Below are 18,014 nucleotides of genomic sequence, written 5' to 3'. Positions count from 1 at the left end.
GTCTGGCTGGTCCCGCCCCGGAAAGCGAGCTGCGATGAAACGTTTCCCTGAAGAGTTCCTGTGGGGGTCGGCGACCGCCGCGCACCAGGTCGAGGGGGGTAATCACAATTCGGATTGCTGGGCGCTCGAACAAGCTCGCCCTTCCATGTTCAAGGAGGTTTCCGGAGACGCCGTCGATCAATGGAACCGGTTCGCCGACGACATCGCCTTGCTCGCGGCGCTCGGTCTGAAGTCTTATCGGTTCGGCATCGAGTGGGCCAGGATCGAGCCGAGCGAGGGCGTCTTCTCCCAAGCCGCGCTGGATCACTACCAGCGGTGTATCGACGCCTGTCTGCGTCTGGGCGTCGAGCCCATGCTCTCGTTCCACCATTTCACATCGCCGGCTTGGGTGACGCGCCTGGGCGGCATGAGCGACCCGGCTTATCCAGAGCGCTTCGCTCGGTACTGCGCCCATGCCGCCTCATCCCTGCGCGGATTTGGTTGGGCCTGCACGTTCAACGAACTGAACGTGCCGATCCTGGTCACGCCCCTGTTCGGCGAGAAACTCGCCCACCCGCAGGCCGCGCCCGTCAAGGCCGCGGCGGTGGCGGCGCTGGGCGCGCCGCTGGAAAGTTTCTTCCTGACCACGCCCCGAGAGGTGCTTCTCGACATCGGCTTGAGGGCCCACGCGATGGGGCGTGACGCCATCAAGGCCGCCCATCCCCAGACAAAGGTCGGCGTGACCCTCTCGATCCAGGACGAACAGGCCGATCCCGGCGGGGAGGAATATCGCGACGCGCGCCTGGAGCGCTATGTCGATCCCTTCCTGGATGCGGTTCGCGGCGACGACTTCATCGGGGTGCAGACCTATACGCGCTACGTCTCCCGCGCGGATGGCGGATACGGGCCCGTTCCCGGGGAGCCTTTGACGACCATGGGGTTCGCCGACCGCCCCCAGGCGCTGGCTGAGGTGTGTCGCCGGGTGTGGGCCAAGACCAAGACCCCGATCATCGTCACCGAGAACGGCTGGGCGGGGGACCGTGACGCGCGTCGGACCCAGTTTATCGGCCAGGCGCTGGATCACTTGCACGACGCCATCAGCGAAGGTGTCGACGTCCGCGGCTATTACTATTGGACCTTGCTGGACAACTACGAGTGGCTGTCGGGCTATGGTCAGCGATTTGGTCTGATCGCCGTCGACCGCGCGACACAGCGTCGGACGTTAAAACCGTCGGCCCTGGCCTTCGGCCGGATCGCCCAGGACAACGCCTTGCCTGATTCGACCGCGTTTGAACCGGCCGAGGCTGCGTCCGTGCTGGAGCCGACCGGCGCGGGCACGCCGCTCGGCATGGCCTGATATCACGAAATTGGAGCTGGCGGCCGCCTGCCGCTAGCTCCAATGCTTGTGGCGGCTCGTCTTGCCAATTCCAGGATTGAAGACGTTAACCGGATCAAGGCTCTGATAGTGGGTCTCCAAGGCCGGCTTGGCTTTGTAGAGATGGCCGACATTGTGTTCCGCGGGATATTCCGCGCCGCGCGTGTCCATCAAGGCAAGCAACGCCTCCTTGAGCGCGGCGGCGTCGACGCCCTTCTTCACCAGATAGTCCTGATGGAAGACGTGGCACAGGAAGTGACCATAGTAGAGCTTCCCGATGAGCTGGTCGGTGAGGCTCGCCGGAAGGCGCTCGAACCAGGCCTCCGTGTTTCGCGGCAAGGCGATGTCCAGCGCGACGATATCTTCGACCTGCGCGCTGTGAACCGCTCGATAGCGAACGGCGGCGCCAGCCACGGCGAAGCGATGAAGCATCGCCACGGAGGCCTCGTCGGGCGAGCAGACAAATGCTTCGGCGTCTTGGCCTCTCAAGGCTTCCTCGATCGCCTGTTCGGTCAGATAGCGCCCATCGGGGGCCACCGACAAAATGAGATGATGCTCGAAGCGGGCTCGATAGGCGCGAAGCCGCGCGGGCAAATGGTCGGGAACGAGCCGGGACGCGGCCTGCAGCAGGCGGTCGGCGGCGAACTCCAGGCCCAGGACACGTTTGGCCAGGCGGTCCAGCCACGACTTGAGGCGATAGAGCCGAGGCAGCCGCGCGGTGCCGAGCATCTGGATCGCCAGCACCGTGTCCTTGCCATAGGCGTCGGCCAGGTCGAAGGCCTCGCGATGGATATACTCGGCCGAGATCGGCAAGGGCGTTGTCTGAGCCAGCAGCAGGCGGCGTAGACTTGCCAGGACGGCCGGCTGGTTGGCCCCGATATAGAAGACGCTGTTTCCGCGGATCTTCTCGAAGGTGTCCAGGCGCACGGCGAAGACGATCAGCTTTCCGGCGCTGCCTGACGCCTCGAACAGGCGGTCGGGATCGGCATTGAACCTTGCGGGGGTCGGGGCGTCGATCCGGCGCACGACGGCGGCGTAGTCGGCCGCGGCCGAAGCGGCCCGCTCGTCGGAAACAATGTCTCGGTCGCTGAAGCGCCCGTTCTCGAGATTGCCGAGGATCTCCTCGGGCGTGTCGCCCAAACGCAGTCCCAGACGATTGTGGAGCTGTAGCCCGCCCTCGTCGTCGACGCGCGCGAACAAGGCGTATTCGGTGTAGGCGGGCCCTCGGCGGACAAGCGCGCCACCGGAGTTGTTGCACACCCCGCCGACCACCGAGGCTCCGATGCACGATGACCCGATCACCGAATGAGGTTCACGGCCGAGCGGCGCGAGCCGCTGTTCCAGATCGTGCAGGCTCGCACCTGCCAGGCAGACCACCTGCTTGCCGCCCCTCAAGGGATACACGCCACGAATCCGGCTGGTGCTGACGACGATCACGTCGCGGTCATAATCGCCGTTGGGCGTCGAACCGCCCGTCAGGCCCGTATTGGCCGCCTGCGGGATCACGATCCGATCGGCGGCGGCGCAGACCTCAGCAACCCGCCACAGCTCCACCAGCGTCGCGGGCCTCACCGCGGCGGCCAGCGGTCCTTGACCGCATCGATAACCTTGCGCGTATGGCGCGGCCGCATCGCCCGTCAGGACATGCGCCCGTCCCACAATCGCCCTCAGGCGCCGGATGAGCTCATCGCCCCCCAATGACGCGTCAGGCATGGCGTTCATTTCCCGCTTTCCTTACAGGTTCGAGCCGTGCGGCGGCCTAGCGCCCTGAAGGAACTGGACGCTCGCGAGGCCAAGGCTTGCACTGTCAGGCGCGGCGATCGCCGGGGAGCCCCCCTCCCCGCCGGCCTGCTCATGTGTCCTGTCGCGTTCTGTCGTGGCGTCCGCGCCATCAGGAAGAACTATGCCAGACAATTGCCCGCCTTCTTGATCGTCGCGCCAGATTGCGGCTCCGCAAGGCCAGGACCGCATGAACCGGCCCGCGCAACGCTCTTACAATCAATCTTGACTGCTTCATTAGGCGCGCGCAAGCCTATTGGTCGAGCTCCGAGGCGTTGCGGCGTACTCCCCGAGCCGCCAAACCATGGCCCAGGCAGGACGGGTTCGGCCAGGCGAGGCGGCCTCCTGCTCTCAAGCAATAGTGTCGCCGGGGGCCCGCGCCTGGCCTCTTACAATCAATCTTGACTGCTTCATTACAATCAAGCAACATTCAGTCACGACCGTTCGCAACTTCGGTCGTCGGACACACCGGTAAAAAGAATACGACGCCGCCGGGAGGCGTCACCTAGGGAGGGAAACGATGAATCGCACACCGCACGTGCGCGCGCTGCTTTGCAGCGTCGCGCTGACAACCCTGATCGCGCCCGCCGCGGCCATGGCTCAGGACAAGCCCAAGGACCAGACCCAGAACGATCAGTCGGTCGTCGAGGAGGTCGTCGTCACGGGCACCAACATCAGCGGGGTCAAGCCCGTGGGCAGCGAGCCGGTGGTCGTCAATCGCGACGAAGCCATCAGGATGGGCGTTTCCAACGTCGCCGACGTGGTGCGCCGCATTCCGCAGGTCCAGATGGGGGTCGGCGACGATGTCGGGTTCCAGGGCGGCACGTCTCACCAAGGCTACAACGGCAGTCAGACCGAGACGGTGAGCCTGCGCGGCCTAGGCTCGGCTGCGACCCTGGTTCTGGTCGATGGCCGCCGTCCCGTCGGGTCCGGCGCCGTGGCCACGGCCACCGAGGCCAACCAGATTCCCCTGGCCGCGCTGGAGCGCGTGGAGGTCCTTCCGGACGGCGCCTCGGCGCTCTACGGTTCGGACGCGGTGGCCGGCGTCATCAACTTCGTGCTGCGCAAGAACTTCGAGGGCGTCGAGGCTTCGGTTCGCGTGGGCAATCAGTCCGGCGGCGCCGAGTACAACGGCTCGATCACCGCCGGTAAGCGCTGGGAAAACCTCGGCGGCCTGGGCGCGGGCAACCTGATCGTCACCTATGAGCACCAGGACCGCGACGCGTTCGCCGCTGGCAAGATTGCGCGGCTTCGGCGCGATCTGCGCTCGCAAGGCGGTCCGGACCTGCGGCTCGCCAACGACGCGGCCACTTCGGGCTTGTCGCCCAACATCATCAGCGAGGGCGCGAGCGCAAACACGACGATCCCCGGCGCGGACAACTTCACCTACTGGGGCGTTCCGGCCGGAAACGGCCTTGGCCTCACGCCGGCCAGCCTGGCGCTGAACAATCCCAATCTGATCGACAGCGCCGACTATATCGACTGGACCGGCAAGCAGAACCGCGATCAGGTCGCCGCTTATTTCAACCAGCAGCTGACAGACCGGATCGAACTGTTCGGCGGTGCGACCTACACTGATCGCGACACCTACACGCGCTCGCTCGCGAACTCGTCGAACGTGGCTCTGGCCGGCACGCCCTTCTTCATCGCCGGGCTTCCGGCCAATCAGCAGGTTCAGTACGGCAGCCTCAAGGACGGCCAGGTGCGGGCGTTCGCCGCCTCCAGCGAGACGATTGGCGGGAACATCGGCCTCCGGGCGGATCTGTTCGCCGGGTGGCGCGGCGAAGCCTACTACAACTACGGCCGCAACGAGCAGTGCGACAGCTGCGTCACTGGGGTGCTCAACGGCACGGCGCTGACCGCCCAGGTCCAATCGGGGGCGATCAACCCACTGAGTTCGGCGCCGCTCACGGCGACACAAATGGCCTCGGTTTACGGCGGGAGCAAATTCCAGAGCCGCACCACGCTCAATGACTGGCTCGCCAAGATCGACGGCCCGCTGCTCAACCTTCCGGCCGGAAAGCTGCGCGCGGCTGTCGGCGGGGAGTACCGTGTTGAGGAGAACGCCAACCGCAACAGCTCAAACACCGGGCCGACCAACGCCGAGCAGGTGCTGAGCACGTATGGCGGCTCGGCCTATGAGCGCAATATCAAGTCGCTGTTTGGCGAGCTTTACATCCCGGTGATCAGCGATGGGATGAACATCCCGCTGATCCGAAGCCTGACGCTGTCGGCCGCCGTCCGCTACGACGATTATTCAGACGCCGGCGACACCACAAATCCCCGTTACGGCCTGACCTGGGACGTGACCGACGCGCTCAGCTTCTCGGGCACCTGGGGGACGTCCTTCCGCGCGCCTTCGATCACGGACTCCAACCCCAAAGCCGTGACGTCCGGCACCCTGCTGCCAGGCGTGCCGAACTATGATCCGCGCATCACCAACGGCGTCCTGCCCGCCGGCGTCTTCGGCCCCTTCGGCCTGACCAACGCCGCGCTCCTGCTGGGGTCCAATCCGGACCTAACGCCCGAAACCTCCGAAAACTGGTCTGTCTCCGGCTCCTGGAAAAAGGGCGGCCTGCAGCTGACGGCGACCTATTGGAGCATCTCTTATCAGAACCAGATCACCTTCCCCGGAACGGTGGCGTATCTGGCGGCCACGCCCGCCGACGTTCCGGCCAACGGCGGCAACTATCGCGGTTGGGGCCAGTTCGTCATTCCGATCAAGAATCCCGCCACCTGCAACAACGCCGACCTCTCCACCGCCGACCCCAAGCTCGCGGCCCTGCTGCAGGGCCTGAACTATGACTTTGTCAGCGGCGGGGGCAGTTTCAATCAGGGCAGCGCGCTGAAAAACAACTTCTGCCGGGTCAATGTCGTGCTCGACAGCCGCCTGCAGAACGTCGCCTCGGTGACCCAGCGCGGCATGGACTTCAGCGCCAGCTACTCGCGCGCGGTCGGCGAGGTCTTTGTGAACGGACGCCTCAACGTCGCCCGCGTCCTGAAGAACGAGATCGCCACCGGCCCTGGTCAACCCCCCACTGAGCAGACCGGCGACCTGAACCAGCTTTATGGCGGCTTCAAGTGGCGTGGCACCGCCAGCGTGACGGCGCTGTGGAAGGGCTTCGACACGACGGTCATGGCCCGGTACCTGGACAAGATGCACGCGTCTGGGCTTCTGGACGCCAACTTCCAACCGCAGCCGACCAAGACGATCTCCTCCCACACCGAGTTTGATCTGACCCTGGGCTACAACGGCGAGTTCAAGTCCCCGGCCTATGGCCTCAAGAGCTGGCGAGCCCAGGTCGCGGTGACCAATCTCTTCGACGACTATCCCGACTTCTTCGCCACCGAGAACGGCGCCTGGAATGGAAAGTACGGACTGCCCTTCGGGCGGACGGCGTCCTTCCAGCTCACCGGCCGGTTCTAAGCACCCTCCTCCTCGAAACTTCGGCGCCGGTCAGTTGTCTGACCGGCGTCTTTTTTTCGGCGGGCGGTGGCGATGCAAAGATAAGCCCGTTCGCGCTCCAAGGCGAAGGCGCAGGCAGAAGCCGCTGACACCGGCAAGGCGACGGCGGCCTAGGGGCCTCTTGAAGCGCTATGCGGCCTCCAACATGCTCAATGTCGTCGGCTGCTGGTTGGACGGCCCTGCCCGCGAAAGTCGTCGGCGGCGTCGGCGACGCCACACGCGCGAAGATCGCGGGCCATCGGTTCAGCGGCAGATAAAGCTGCTTGCCTCCGACGCTGGGCCAGAGCCCTTGTAATGCGCGGTCTTGGGCCAGGCGCAGATCGGCCTTGTGCTCAGGGGCTTGGCCTGGGCGCCCCAACTCACCGCCTGACTGTTTTCGTACCTCGAGGCGATCAGGGTTTCAGGCGGCTTTGCTCCGGAGACCCAAGCGTCCAGGACCCCGAGCGCATCGAAGGTGTCAGGTCCCTTGCCGCCTGAGCAATGGGCCATGCCCGGCGCCATGAACAGCCGGGTCTGATTGGTCGACGCCGCCCCGGAGGCTCGGCGCATGGCCTTGAAATAGGCGATCGTGTTCCCCGGAGCCGTCGCCGCGTCGTCCCACCCCTGATACATCAGCAACCGGCCGCCCCGGGACAGGAACGCTTTCAGGTCCGGCGTCGTCGCGTTCAACGTCGCACCGACCCGCTCTGTCGCCGCGGGGTAATCGCGATCGAAGTTGAACTTCGTGGGATCCCACGTCGGATCGCCGTAAACCATATTGCGGTAGTAGTCAGCGGCGGCGCCCGCCCCGGCGCTCGTCGGCGAACCGAACCAGGCGGCCCACTCATACTCGCTGCCAACGGCTGGCCCAGCCATCACGATCTGCCCGTTTGGCCCTTTGGCGCCACGGTAGATCGTCCGCAGCGCACGCAGCTCCGGTTTGGTGAGACAGTCTGGCCCGTCCCCCGACTTGCATTGCAGCACCTTGGGATCAAAGCGGCATTGGGCGGGATTTCCGATCAGTCCGTCTTTGACGCCATCGTCCTTGTCGCACCTGTCCAACGCGGCTTTCCGAACCAGGTCCAGCTTAGGGGTGAGGGTGCGGGCTCCGGGTCCGACATTGGAAATCTGGCTCTTTTGCAGGAAACCCGCGAAAAGCGCCGTCCAGTTGTACGCCGGCGCGCCCGCGATGATCGCGTCATAGTCTTCAGGGTGCCGCTGAGCGAGCATCAGCGCGTCGCGCCCGCCATTCGAACAGCCCTGGAAGTAGGCGCGCTTGGCCGCCTCGCCATAATAGGAGGCCGTAAGCGCCTTGGCCGCGAGGACCCCTTGGTGGTTGGCCCGCCAACCAAAGTCGACAAGCTTTTCAGGATGACCCAGAGCCCATTTGGCTGACAGCGAGAAGTCGTGTCCAGCGTCCGTGACGAGGCCGACATACCCGTCCTTCACCGCGGTCGGGAGAAACGCCTTGGCGAACGAGAGGCCTCCGTTGAACCCGGACCCGCCGGAGCCCAGCAGTTTGCCGTTCCAGGAGCTTGGCAGCCACACCTCGATCTTGATCAACGAGTCGGTCGTCGGCGACAGGCGCGCACGTACACGGCAAACGCCAGCCGAACTGTTGACATAGGAATTGAGGGGCTGTCCGGCGGCGACGAAGTCGGCCTTTTCCACGACGGCTCCAGAGAATGTACGGCCCAGGAGGCTCGAGCAACGCTCAACCCCCTGTGACGACGCCACCTGCGACGTTTCGAGAGCGGAGCTTGCCAAGGCGGTCGTTGCAACCGCCGCGCCCGCAAGCAGGGCGATCTTGAACAAAGGTGCGCACTGGTTCTTCCGCATGAATCGCCTCCCCGACACGCCTTTCGACGACGCTATAACAAGCAGTCTGATATGCCTTTTTATTGCATCGCGCCAGCCGCCTGCCTGGCATGTTTAGGTTCGCCTCCCTGCGGAGCGTCACCAGACCGAGCCCACCCGCCAGAGCCGATTACGGGGTCCAGAGGCGCCCCGTGGGCTTCTCCATCGGCGTGGTGCGAACACAGCTGAGGAAAGACTTCTCGTCGGCCGGGCGCAAATCGATCGGCTGGCGGCCGGCCCGAACAACCGTGTGGTGCGCGTCATTCCGGATAGCCACCCAGAGATTGCGAGCCTGGCGGAGGCCGCGCGGCTCTCAAAAACAATCAGTCCAGCTTTGTTGTTGACGGGGGAACCAAAACAGCCATTTTGGGAAAAGGAGACACCCCGCGATGAGGGTGGTCGGGGAGAGACGCGATGAGAATCCAAGGAAGAACGGCGCAAGCGATGGGGGCGCTCTTCGCCACAACAGCCATGCTGACGATCGCGGCGGCGTCGCCGGCCCTGAGCCAGGTCGCGACGTCGGACCAAGCCGCATCAGAAGCGCCGCCGGTGTCGAACGCCGGTCAGCAGGGCGCGGCGACCATCGGAGATTCAACCGTCGAAGAAATCGTCGTGACGGGCACGCTCCTGCGCGGCGTTGCGCCGGTCGGGACCAACGTCGTCACCGTGAACGCCGAGAAGATCGCCAGGACGGGGGCTGTCAGCACGGTGGACGTGCTGGCCAAGATCCCGCAGATCTCCAACAGCTTCAACCGCGTGCCCGTGTCCTCGACAGGCGACGCCGGTACAACGATCTACAAGCCCAACATTCGCAACCTGGCGGCAAGCGGCGCCAACACGACCCTGGTGTTGATGGATGGCCATCGACTCCCCGGAGCCGGCGTTCTTTCGTCTGTCCCAGATCCCGACGTCATCCCTCCAGGGATCATCGAGCGCGTCGAAATCGTCCCGGACGGCGGTTCGTCGCTCTATGGATCGGACGCCATTGGCGGGGTCATCAATTTCATCACCCGCAAGAACTTCGACGGCGTCGAACTCTCCAGCCGGTACGGCGTGGCTGACGACTACCACCAGTTCGACATCAACGGCACGGCCGGCAGGAGCTGGGGCGGCGGCTCGGCCTACGTGTCGTATGTCTACAACGAGACCGGCGCCGTGCTGGGCCGCGACCGCGACTATGTTCGTCAGATCACGCCGTCGACCTCGTGCGCGCCTGGAACGATTCTGGTCGGGTCGAACACCTATGCCCTGCCCGGTCTCGTCCCTGGGACGGCCAACCGCTGCGACACCAGTGACAACGCAGGCATCTTCCCGGCCCAGAAACGCCACTCCGCGTTCGTTGGCCTGAACCAACAGCTCGCCGACAAGGTGACCCTCGACGTGCGTGGCTTCTACACGCGTCGCGAGACGACGACTTATCTGGATCAGTTCCGGTCCAGCAAGACGATCACAGCGGCCAATCCGTTCTTCATCCCCGCGACACCCGGCAACACCAGCCAGACGATCAATTTCAGCTATGGGCCGGTGGTCGGTCCCAACGTGGCGGCCCACACCAAACTCGACGAATGGGGCCTCACCCCTGAAGCGACGTTCAAGCTCGGCGGCGACTGGCGCTTGAAGGTGCTCGGCAACTACGGCCACACGACCACGCGAAACATTCAGCCGGGCCTCAACGCCGTGGCCGAAGCCGCGGCGCTTGCGGGCGTTACGACCGCGACGGCGCTCAATCCCTATGACCTGACGAAGACCTCGCCGTCGGTCTTGAACGGGATCATCAACTACGACGCCTACGGCCGGGCCAAGCAGGACCTCTACAACGCGCGCGCCATCGTCGACGGAGGCCTGTTTGAGCTTCCCGGCGGTACGGTGCGTGTCGCGGCGGGCGCCGAATTCAGCCATGAGAAGTATAGCCGGGTCGCCGGGTCGCGGACGGCCGGCGTGCTCGACCAGACAACCGCGCAGATCGGCGAACACAAGCGTGACACCAAGTCGCTGTTCGGCGAAGTCGCCGTGCCGATTTTCGGGTCGGAGAACGGCTTCACGGGGATGCGCTCGCTGACGCTAGCCGCATCGGGGCGCTATGACGACTACAGCGACTTTGGAAGCACCTTCAACCCCAAGGTGGGCCTGACCTGGAAGCCCGTCACAGCGGTGTCGATCCGTGGCAACTACGGGGAATCGTTCAACGCTCCCAGCATGCCCGACAAGGTGCCTCAGGTTCAGCTCCAGAACCTCGGCTTCAGCCCCTTCGTGCGCCCTCAGGACACGGTGTCCCCGTTTGGCGTCCCGACGCTCTATCGTCCCACGGTGCTGATCGCCGGCGTCGATCCGAACCTGCGTCCACAGACGGCCAAGACCTATTCGATCGGCATGGACATCCAGCCAGCGTCCATTCCCGGCCTGACCCTGAGCGGCACCTATTACAACATCAAGCTCAAGGACCAGATCACCATCGCGTTCTCGAGCAATACGGCCGTACTCTTCTCCCCGGCCTATGCACGCTTCCTGACGTTCAACCCGACGCAAGCCCAGCTCGCGGCAATTCCAAACTCGCTGCCGATCAGCGGCGCCGCTTCGATCGCCGCGCTCTACTCTAACCCGGCCCTGACGCCCTACCTGCTCTACGACGCGCGCGTTCAGAATGTCGGCGGCGTCGATCAGGACGGCATCGACTTCCAAGCTTCCTATGTGAAGCCCACAAGCTTCGGGTCCATCAATGGCAACATCGCGGGCACCTACATCCTCAACCGGGAGATCACGCCGGTTGCGGGGCAAGCCCCGCTCGATGACCTTGCGGCGAACACCAGCAGGCTGAGCCTTTCGGCGTCAGTCGGCGCCACGGTGGGCGCTTTCACCGCCAACGCGACGCTCTATCACACCGCGGGCTATAAGGTGCAGAACGTCCCCAGTCAGTCGCGCGTCGACGCCTTCAACGTCGTTGATCTGTACTTCGCGTACGACGTTCGCGGCGAGGGGGTCTACAAAGATCTTTCGCTCACTTTGAACCTGAACAACGTGTTCGATGAAGATCCGCCGTTCCTCAACTCGGGAACCGGTTACACCAGTGGTTCGACGTACGGCCGCCTCGTGCAGGTCGGCGTGCGCAAACTCTTCTAGAGCCCCACAGGGATCAACGGCGGCGACCTTCGGTTCGCCGCCGTTGATCTTGGTGCTGCGCGCTTCATTGAGGCCTCAAGCAAGGTCGGCGCGGCGACGACCCGAACGGTCTGAAGCCAAACCTGGCCCGGGCAAGACCGATGAGAGCCCGAGCCTTCCATCAAATCAGCGTGCCTCCCCACGCCTGCCGCCCCCCCCCTCCCCGGGCACGCGAGAGCGGCTACCTCGGGAGGTGCGAGCCATCTTGTGGACGCCCTGGTCCACTTTACAGAAACTTTACAGAAACCCCTTGCACGGGCGTGAACAGAACAAGACCACAGCGCAACAAATTTGATGTGCTGAGACGGCCGATAGTCGGATGGAAAATCCACCTCAAGCGGCGCAATCGCCAGGCCAACGGCTGCCGCACGAGGCTCATTCCAGCCAACCAACGACTTAGCTGACAACGGAATTTGGCCTCTTGCGCGCCCGTAGAAGCCGGGCTATACGCCCCTCCTCCTCGCGACGAAGTCCATGTCTTGGACGCGCGATTGGGATGCTTAGCTCAGCGGGAGAGCACCTCGTTCACACCGAGGGGGTCGCAGGTTCAATCCCTGCAGCATCCACCATTTCTTCCCTTCTTCGGACATCTCGTACGGAAGGTCGGCGGCCATGCAGGTTTCCGAGATCTTCTGGACGCTGGCGGCGATCTTGCTGGGCCCGTTCGTGGGCAGCTTCATCGGCCTGCTGACCCTGCGCCTGCCCGCCGAGCGGCCATGGGCGGCGTCGCGCTCGGCCTGCGACGGCTGCGGCCGCAAGCTGGGTCCGCTGGACCTCGTTCCCATCCTCAGCTTCACAGCCCTGCGCGGACGCTGCCGCGGCTGCGGCGCGGCGATTCCCCGTCGCTACCTCTTGCTGGAGCTGGCGTGCCTGCTGATCGGCGCCTGGAGCGCGCTGGCGTTCGCCGGCCCCATGGCGCTAGCGACGGCGGTGTTCGGCTGGTGGCTGTTGCTGCTGGCGGTGATCGACGGCGAGCATTTCTGGCTGCCCGACATGTTGACGCTGCCGCTGGGCGCGGTCGGCTTCGCGGTCTCGATCCTGGTGCTGCGGGAGCCGGCGTGGACGCCGGTGCTGGGCGCGGCCGTGGGCTTTACGTCGCTGTGGCTGCTGGCCTGGATCTACCAACGGGTGCGCGGCCGCGAAGGCCTGGGCGGCGGCGACCCGCGCCTGCTGGGCGCGATCGGCGCCTGGACCGGTTGGAGCGCTTTGCCCTCGGTGCTGGTCTGGGCGGGCTTGGCCGGAATCAGCGTCGCCCTGGCGCAGCTGATCCTTCGCCGCCGGGTGACGATGGACCAGCGGCTGCCGTTCGGCGTCTTCCTGGCCATCGGCGCCTGGCTGACCTGGCTGCTAGGACCGCTTCACGGCTTTCTTGGCTGACGGAACAAGCCGCGTGGCGATGATGCGTCGGACACCGGCGGCGTCCTTGACGAACCCCCGCTCCAGCGCGGCCTGAACAACCACGGGATCAGCCGTGGCCACCGTGATCTCGGCCTGAAGGCGACCCGCCCCATCGGCCCGCAAGATAATCGCCGCGCCGCCCCCGGCGGTCGGCGTCAGCCGCGCGACCCAGTCGCCGCTAACGCAGGCCGGCGCCCCGGCCAAGGTCGCGCCGCCGAGCACGGAATCCTGAGCGGCGCGAAATCGAATCCGGCCGCCGGCCTTTCGGCAGCGTCCATCACGGAAAACCGCGGCCACGTCGCGGACCTCGATCCGCCCGGGCAGCGCATCCGCACTCAGCAGGATCGGACCGCTCAGGGCCTCGACGCCCTTGTCTCGCCCGGCGCGCAGAATGAAGGTCCGATCGGCCGCCTCGTCCCTTGCCCGCAGCCGCACGTCGCCGCCCAGCAGGGCCAGCGGCGAGAGCCCGACATCGTAGGCTCCCAGCCGACGGCCCTGGGCCGTCGCCAGGTCCACGCGACCGCGCCAGACCGTCCCCGACGCCCGTGTCACCCGCAACGCCTCGCCGTCGGCCAGTCGGTAGGTCAGCAGCGTCACAGGAGCCAGGGCGACGGCGACCGCGGCGGTCATCCCGGTCAGTACGACCATCATCATCCGGGTCTTCATCGGGCGGCCCTGGCGAAGCTGACCTCGGCCTCGACGAGGCCGTTGTCGAGGCGCGAGGCCGTGAAGCCGACAACCCCCAGGCCGGCTTCGCGCTCCAGCGCGGCGACCCATGGCAGCAGGACGCGGGCGTCGATGGCGGTGATCCAGACGGTGAAGGCGCCATCCCCTTCCTGGCGCTTGCGGGCGATCGGCACGCCCAGGCTTGCGGCGCCGGCTTCGACGATCGCCGCGACCGGACGGGAATCGGGCTTGGACGGCGCGGCGCGACCCGAGGCCAGCTTCAGCGCAGCGGACTGCTCGCGGGCCTCCTGCAAGCCCAGGCGGGCGTCGTCGCTCGCGCGCTTGAGCGGGGCGACCACGCCGTAGAAGCCGCCGACGCCCAGGATGGCGGCGGCCATGACGGCCAGCATCACGCGCTCGCGCGGCGTGCGGCCGTCCCACGCCTGGCGCGCGGTTTCGAGGATCCGGCTCATGGCTTGCTCCGCACGATCAGGTCGCTGGTGACGCGCTGGCCTTCGGTGACCGTGCCCTGTTCGGTGACATCGAAGCCGCCTGCCTTGAGCACTTCACGCAGTTGGTCCATGTCGGAATAGTTGGCATAGGAGACCGACGAGCGGATCGCGCCGTCCTGACCATGGACCAGGGTGTCCAACCGCATGCCAGGCACCGCGCGCACGGCGGAAAGATAGCCGGCGGAAAGCTCGCCGAAGCCCTGTCGCCGCCCCGCCTGCAACCGGCTGACGGCGTAGCGGACCGGATCGCCGTAGCGCGCCGATTGTGGGACGAGTTGAACCGCCAAGGCCGCATTGCGCCGCTCGATCGCGCGCGCCTCCAGGCCGTCCCTGGCGATCTGGGCGAGCGGCAGGACGAGCGGCGAGATCGCGACCACCGCGGCAAGCACGGCCAGCCGCCGCCAGCGCAGGACAGGTCCTTGCCGACGCGGCGCGAACTGCCCTTGCAGCAGGTCCACCGGCGGTCGCTCCGCGGTCGCCAGAAGCCAGGCGTCCAGCTCGGACGCCGGGATGTAGCGGTGCGGCCGGTCGCCGATGACCGCCGAGGCCAGTTCCGGCTCGACGCCGAACGCCAGCCCTTGGCCCCGCACGCCCAGCCGCTCTCCGAACGAGGCCAGCACCGTGCGGCCCTCCGCGTCGTCCGGCAGCAGCAGGTAGTCGGGTAAGGCGCCGGTCACCTTCACGCCCCGCGCGCCGGCCGCCTCCAGGCCCGAGCGAAGCACCTCGCGATCGATCCAGACGACCAGGGCGCGCCCATCCGCGTCGCGCCCGCCCACCGCCAGATGCAGCCCCTCGCCGCCGGACGCCACGACCTCGCCGATCTGGAACGCCGCCGCCGCCCGCGCCTGGGCGGGACTGCCGCCGGGCAGATCGAGCCAGCGGCTGACGGCCCCGGCGCCGGGCAGCACGAGCAGGGCCTCGCCGCCGCCCTGCTCGCTGGGCAGAAGCCTGCGGCGCACCGGGCCATGGGCGCCGGCCTCGACGATCTCGGGGGCCTCGTCGGGCCTTTCGGGGAGAAGCAGCAGACGGGTCATTCTTCCAGGGTCCAGCGTCGGGCGACGAGACGGACGCGACTCGTCGGGCCGGCTTCGAAAAGCGAGGTCATGAAGGTTTCGCCGCCGGCCAGGCCGACGCGGCTTTCGAGCGAGAAGTAGCGGGTGCGAAAGCGGATCTGGTCGCGGACGCCGTCGACCGGCGTCGCGCTGGCCAGGGCCTGCTGCCCCCAGAACGCCTCCAGGTCCGACCAGCCGCTCGCCGGACGCGCGACGATGGCCTGGCGGGCGCTCTCGGGCGACACCGCGCCAAGGGTGATCGCAGACAGCAGGACGGCCCGCTCCTGGGGCAGCGTATTGACGTTGATCGGCGACAGGTCGGTGGTCGGCAGCGCGCAGACGTAAGGGCGCAGCACGGCGTAGACCTCGGCGTCGAAGCCGCGCACCGCGCGCAGTTCGCTGACCTCGGCGAGGGGCGCGCCGGCCGTGCGATGGGGCGTCCTGGCCGAGGCGTAGCCGTCGTCCTCCAGCCCCGCGGGTCCGACATCGTTGCTGTCGATCCACTGAGCCAGGCTTTCGGCCAGGTCGGGACCGTTGGATATGCCCAGCAGGCTCATCAGGCTGGACAGTTGGCGAACGCCCAGTTCGCGGCGGCGGAACGGCTCGCCCTGATTGGCCTCGACCACACTGTTGAGGTTGAAGCAGCCAGTGGCGTCGGCGACGCGGGCCTGGATCAGGCCGCCCTCTATCGGGAACTCCACGGCGCGGCCGTTCCAGTCGCCCTCCAGCGAGGTCTTGCCGGCGTCCCGGGCCAGAAGCTGGTCGATGCGGGAGCGGGCCATCTGCTCGCCGCCCAGAGCGTACCAGCGCGCCTGGCCGGCGACCTGGGCGTTGAACGACCGACGCAGGCCAAAGCGGATGTCCTCCAGCACGCCCACGGCGATGACGCCGATGACGGCGACCATCAGCAGCACAGTCAACAGGGCCGCGCCTTCCTCGTGCCTGCGCTTCATCGCCCCTCCCCCGAGGTGAGGAACATCTGGTCGACGCGGCCCAGGTCGGCCAGCGTCATGTCCAGACGGACAGCAGTCGGGAGGTCGGACTGCGGATTGCCCTTCCAGGTCGGCGTCCAGGCGCCGTTGAACAGGAAGGCCGGCTGGACGCCGGCGATGTCGGTCAGCAGGACCTGCGGCGGGCCGAGACGCGCGCCATCCAGCGCCGGGCGGGCGCGACGCTCCAGGCGGCCCTCGACCAGCGCGTACTCAACATATTGCAGCGAGGCGCGCGGATCGCCGTCAGGGTTCTCCCAGCCGCGCCGGACGAAGGCCAGCAGCGGTCCGCCGCCGCCCCAGGGGTCGGCGCCCGCGAAGGCGGTCAGGGCCGGCCGGCCGTCCTCGCCACGCGTACGGCGGGCGGCGGCCTGGGACAGGTCGGCCTTGAGAATGGCGCGCGCGCGTTGCAGTTCGGCGTGGCGGTCGACCGTCACCCGGACGGCGCTCTGGTTGGCCAGGGTCGAACCCATGACGGCCACGCCCGCCGCGCTGATCAGGGCGAAGATCAGAACCGCCACCAGCATCTCGACCAGGGTGAAGCCCTTCATCGCGCGCCCCTGAAAAGCGACGCCTGGACGAGCGGGGCGCGCGAGCCGGGCGCGGCGACGGCGATGTCGACGCGGACGATGGCCGGATCAGCGGTACGGCTGACCTGGCGGGTCCAGGCCCATGGGCGTCCGCCGGCCGTCTCGACGCCGCTGCTGCGCCCGATGGCCAGCGGCGGGGCGCTGGCCAGGGCCTCGACCGCGCGGTTGTCGAGCACCACCTCGGCCAGCACGCGGTCGGAAAGCCGGCCGCCGGCGCGGGTGTTCTCGCCCGCCAGGTTCAGCAGGGCCAGCACCGCCAGGCTGAAGATCGCCAGGGCGACCAGCAGCTCGATCAGAGTGAAGCCGGCTTCAGAACGGGCGCGGGGCATCGAGCGAGACGTTCCCTGCCAGGTCGACGACGACGGTGCGGCGCGCATTGCCGCGCGTGAAGGTGAACTCGGTGGGATTGGCCAGGCCCGTGGGGTCGAACACCACCACGGCCTCCGGCGCGACCGTGACCTGCGTGCCCTCCTCGAAGGCGCGGGCGCGAAACGGCGCCTCGTCCAGCGGACGCCAATCGCGGCCCTGCCTGCGCTCGAACCGGTACTCGCCGCCTCCCGCCACGAGCCGGACCTGACCGCCCCGGAACACCGCCTCGTCCCGCGCCCGAAGCAGGCTGGCGGCGAAGCGCTCGGCCTCCTGCGGCAGGCCGGGCCTGCCGTCCGGCAGGGCCAGGACGACGGCGCTGGCCAGCAGGCCCATGATCACCAGCACGATCATGAGCTCGACGAGGGTGAAGCCCCCTCGCCGGCCGGCGTTGCGCGGCGTGTCAGCCCCAGTTGCCAATGTCGGCGTCCTTGCCCTCGCCGCCCTCGCGGCCGTCGGCGCCGAACGAGAAGACGTCGATCGCCCCGTGCTGGCCCGGCGAGCGGTACTGGTAGTCATTGCCCCACGGATCCTTGGGCAGCCGGCGCACATAGCCGCCCTCGCGATAGCGGTCGGGCTGGGCCAGGCTGGCCGGCGGCGTCACCAGGGCCGCAAGGCCGTCCTCGGTGCGCGGGAAGGCGAAGGTGTCGAGACGATAGCCTTCCAATGCCTGCTCCAGCACCGCCACGTCGGCGCGGGCCTTCTCCTTCATGGCCTTGTCCTGGCTGGGCAGGACGTTGATGGCCACGACGGTGGCCAGGAGACCCAGGATGACGATGACGACCATCATCTCCACGAGGGTGAAGCCGGCTTCGCGGGCGCGGCGGCGGGTCTTGTCAGGGGCGCGCAT

The 18,014-nt window shown here is 67.1% G+C and carries 14 protein-coding genes and 1 tRNA gene; 5 read left to right on the top strand and 10 right to left on the bottom strand.

The features are described from left to right. Positions 1 to 34 precede the first annotated feature (34 nt). A complete protein-coding gene (locus tag V6S85_RS00525; RefSeq protein ID WP_334347619.1) occupies positions 35 to 1,336 on the top strand; it encodes a glycoside hydrolase family 1 protein in 1,302 nt (433 codons plus the stop codon). A gap of 33 nt (positions 1,337 to 1,369) precedes the next feature. Here the strand turns inward: V6S85_RS00525 and dld are convergent, their stop codons facing one another. Beyond that, the gene (gene dld / locus V6S85_RS00520) at positions 1,370 to 3,076 is read right to left on the bottom strand and encodes a D-lactate dehydrogenase (RefSeq protein WP_334347618.1); all 1,707 of its coding nucleotides are present in this window, start codon (positions 3,074 to 3,076) and stop codon (positions 1,370 to 1,372) included. 577 nt (positions 3,077 to 3,653) lie between these two features. On the opposite strand from dld, the gene V6S85_RS00515 reads away from it, so the two are divergent. Beyond that, the gene (locus V6S85_RS00515) at positions 3,654 to 6,560 is read left to right on the top strand and encodes a TonB-dependent receptor plug domain-containing protein (protein WP_334347617.1); all 2,907 of its coding nucleotides are present in this window, start codon (positions 3,654 to 3,656) and stop codon (positions 6,558 to 6,560) included. A gap of 282 nt (positions 6,561 to 6,842) precedes the next feature. Here V6S85_RS00515 and V6S85_RS00510 read toward each other — a convergent pair whose 3' ends face one another. Beyond that, the gene (locus V6S85_RS00510) at positions 6,843 to 8,417 is read right to left on the bottom strand and encodes a tannase/feruloyl esterase family alpha/beta hydrolase (RefSeq protein WP_116568775.1); all 1,575 of its coding nucleotides are present in this window, start codon (positions 8,415 to 8,417) and stop codon (positions 6,843 to 6,845) included. Positions 8,418 to 8,849: 432 nt separating this feature from the next. Between V6S85_RS00510 and V6S85_RS00505 the strand changes: the two genes are divergently transcribed. The 3 genes from V6S85_RS00505 (at position 8,850) to V6S85_RS00495 (ending at position 12,968) form a co-directional block, all read left to right on the top strand. Further along, positions 8,850 to 11,552: a TonB-dependent receptor plug domain-containing protein gene (locus V6S85_RS00505; RefSeq protein WP_116568776.1), complete on the top strand. Its 2,703-nt coding sequence runs from the start codon at positions 8,850 to 8,852 to the stop codon at positions 11,550 to 11,552. Between the two features lie 533 nt (positions 11,553 to 12,085). Then, a tRNA-Val gene (locus V6S85_RS00500) sits at positions 12,086 to 12,160 on the top strand. Positions 12,161 to 12,203: 43 nt separating this feature from the next. Continuing rightward, positions 12,204 to 12,968 carry a prepilin peptidase gene (locus V6S85_RS00495; protein ID WP_334347616.1) on the top strand — a complete coding sequence of 255 codons (765 nt, stop codon included), beginning with the start codon at positions 12,204 to 12,206 and terminating at the stop codon, positions 12,966 to 12,968. Here V6S85_RS00495 and gspN read toward each other — a convergent pair. Genes gspN through gspG form a run of 8 tightly spaced genes read right to left on the bottom strand, consistent with a single transcriptional unit; the run spans position 12,939 to position 18,014 of the window. Next, positions 12,939 to 13,655, bottom strand: coding sequence for a type II secretion system protein N (gspN, locus tag V6S85_RS00490; protein ID WP_334347615.1), 717 nt, complete (start codon positions 13,653 to 13,655; stop codon positions 12,939 to 12,941). The genes V6S85_RS00495 and gspN overlap by 30 nt on opposite strands. After that, positions 13,652 to 14,128, bottom strand: coding sequence for a type II secretion system protein M (locus V6S85_RS00485; RefSeq protein ID WP_334347614.1), 477 nt, complete (start codon positions 14,126 to 14,128; stop codon positions 13,652 to 13,654). Before V6S85_RS00485 ends, gspN begins: the two co-directional genes overlap by 4 nt. Continuing rightward, positions 14,125 to 15,201 carry a type II secretion system protein GspL gene (gene gspL, locus V6S85_RS00480; RefSeq protein WP_334347613.1) on the bottom strand — a complete coding sequence of 359 codons (1,077 nt, stop codon included), beginning with the start codon at positions 15,199 to 15,201 and terminating at the stop codon, positions 14,125 to 14,127. Before gspL ends, V6S85_RS00485 begins: the two co-directional genes overlap by 4 nt. Next, the gene (gene gspK / locus V6S85_RS00475; RefSeq protein WP_334347612.1) at positions 15,198 to 16,172 is read right to left on the bottom strand and encodes a type II secretion system minor pseudopilin GspK; all 975 of its coding nucleotides are present in this window, start codon (positions 16,170 to 16,172) and stop codon (positions 15,198 to 15,200) included. Before gspK ends, gspL begins: the two co-directional genes overlap by 4 nt. Further along, complete coding sequence (gene gspJ, locus V6S85_RS00470) at positions 16,169 to 16,759, bottom strand: type II secretion system minor pseudopilin GspJ (RefSeq protein WP_334347611.1); 591 nt, start codon at positions 16,757 to 16,759, stop codon at positions 16,169 to 16,171. The genes gspK and gspJ overlap by 4 nt, the downstream gene beginning before the upstream one ends. Continuing rightward, complete coding sequence (gene gspI / locus V6S85_RS00465) at positions 16,756 to 17,175, bottom strand: type II secretion system minor pseudopilin GspI (protein ID WP_334347610.1); 420 nt, start codon at positions 17,173 to 17,175, stop codon at positions 16,756 to 16,758. Before gspI ends, gspJ begins: the two co-directional genes overlap by 4 nt. Next, on the bottom strand, positions 17,108 to 17,584 hold the full coding sequence (locus V6S85_RS00460) for a GspH/FimT family pseudopilin (protein ID WP_334347609.1): 477 nt from the start codon (positions 17,582 to 17,584) through the stop codon (positions 17,108 to 17,110). Before V6S85_RS00460 ends, gspI begins: the two co-directional genes overlap by 68 nt. After that, positions 17,568 to 18,014, bottom strand: coding sequence for a type II secretion system major pseudopilin GspG (gspG, locus tag V6S85_RS00455; protein ID WP_109455445.1), 447 nt, complete (start codon positions 18,012 to 18,014; stop codon positions 17,568 to 17,570). Before gspG ends, V6S85_RS00460 begins: the two co-directional genes overlap by 17 nt.

The sequence above is a fragment of the Caulobacter sp. CCNWLW153 genome (assembly GCF_036889365.1).
In the GTDB taxonomy this organism is placed as follows: Bacteria; Pseudomonadota; Alphaproteobacteria; order Caulobacterales; family Caulobacteraceae; genus Caulobacter; species Caulobacter radicis.
This window is presented reverse-complemented; position numbering and strand designations above follow the sequence as displayed.

Bases quoted from the DNA above. Each gene is read 5' to 3' on its own strand.
- V6S85_RS00510 (WP_116568775.1), bottom strand. From the start codon at position 8,417: ATGCGGAAGAACCAGTGCGCACCTTTGTTCAAGATCGCCCTGCTTGCG.
- V6S85_RS00485 (WP_334347614.1), bottom strand. From the start codon at position 14,128: ATGAGCCGGATCCTCGAAACCGCGCGCCAGGCGTGGGACGGCCGCACG.
- dld (WP_334347618.1), bottom strand. From the start codon at position 3,076: ATGAACGCCATGCCTGACGCGTCATTGGGGGGCGATGAGCTCATCCGG.
- gspG (WP_109455445.1), bottom strand. From the start codon at position 18,014: ATGCGCGCCCCTGACAAGACCCGCCGCCGCGCCCGCGAAGCCGGCTTC.
- V6S85_RS00495 (WP_334347616.1), top strand. From the start codon at position 12,204: ATGCAGGTTTCCGAGATCTTCTGGACGCTGGCGGCGATCTTGCTGGGC.
- gspJ (WP_334347611.1), bottom strand. From the start codon at position 16,759: ATGAAGGGCTTCACCCTGGTCGAGATGCTGGTGGCGGTTCTGATCTTC.
- V6S85_RS00505 (WP_116568776.1), top strand. From the start codon at position 8,850: ATGAGAATCCAAGGAAGAACGGCGCAAGCGATGGGGGCGCTCTTCGCC.
- V6S85_RS00525 (WP_334347619.1), top strand. From the start codon at position 35: ATGAAACGTTTCCCTGAAGAGTTCCTGTGGGGGTCGGCGACCGCCGCG.
- gspI (WP_334347610.1), bottom strand. From the start codon at position 17,175: ATGCGCGCCGCACCGTCGTCGTCGACCTGGCAGGGAACGTCTCGCTCG.
- V6S85_RS00515 (WP_334347617.1), top strand. From the start codon at position 3,654: ATGAATCGCACACCGCACGTGCGCGCGCTGCTTTGCAGCGTCGCGCTG.
- gspL (WP_334347613.1), bottom strand. From the start codon at position 15,201: ATGACCCGTCTGCTGCTTCTCCCCGAAAGGCCCGACGAGGCCCCCGAG.
- gspN (WP_334347615.1), bottom strand. From the start codon at position 13,655: ATGAAGACCCGGATGATGATGGTCGTACTGACCGGGATGACCGCCGCG.
- gspK (WP_334347612.1), bottom strand. From the start codon at position 16,172: ATGAAGCGCAGGCACGAGGAAGGCGCGGCCCTGTTGACTGTGCTGCTG.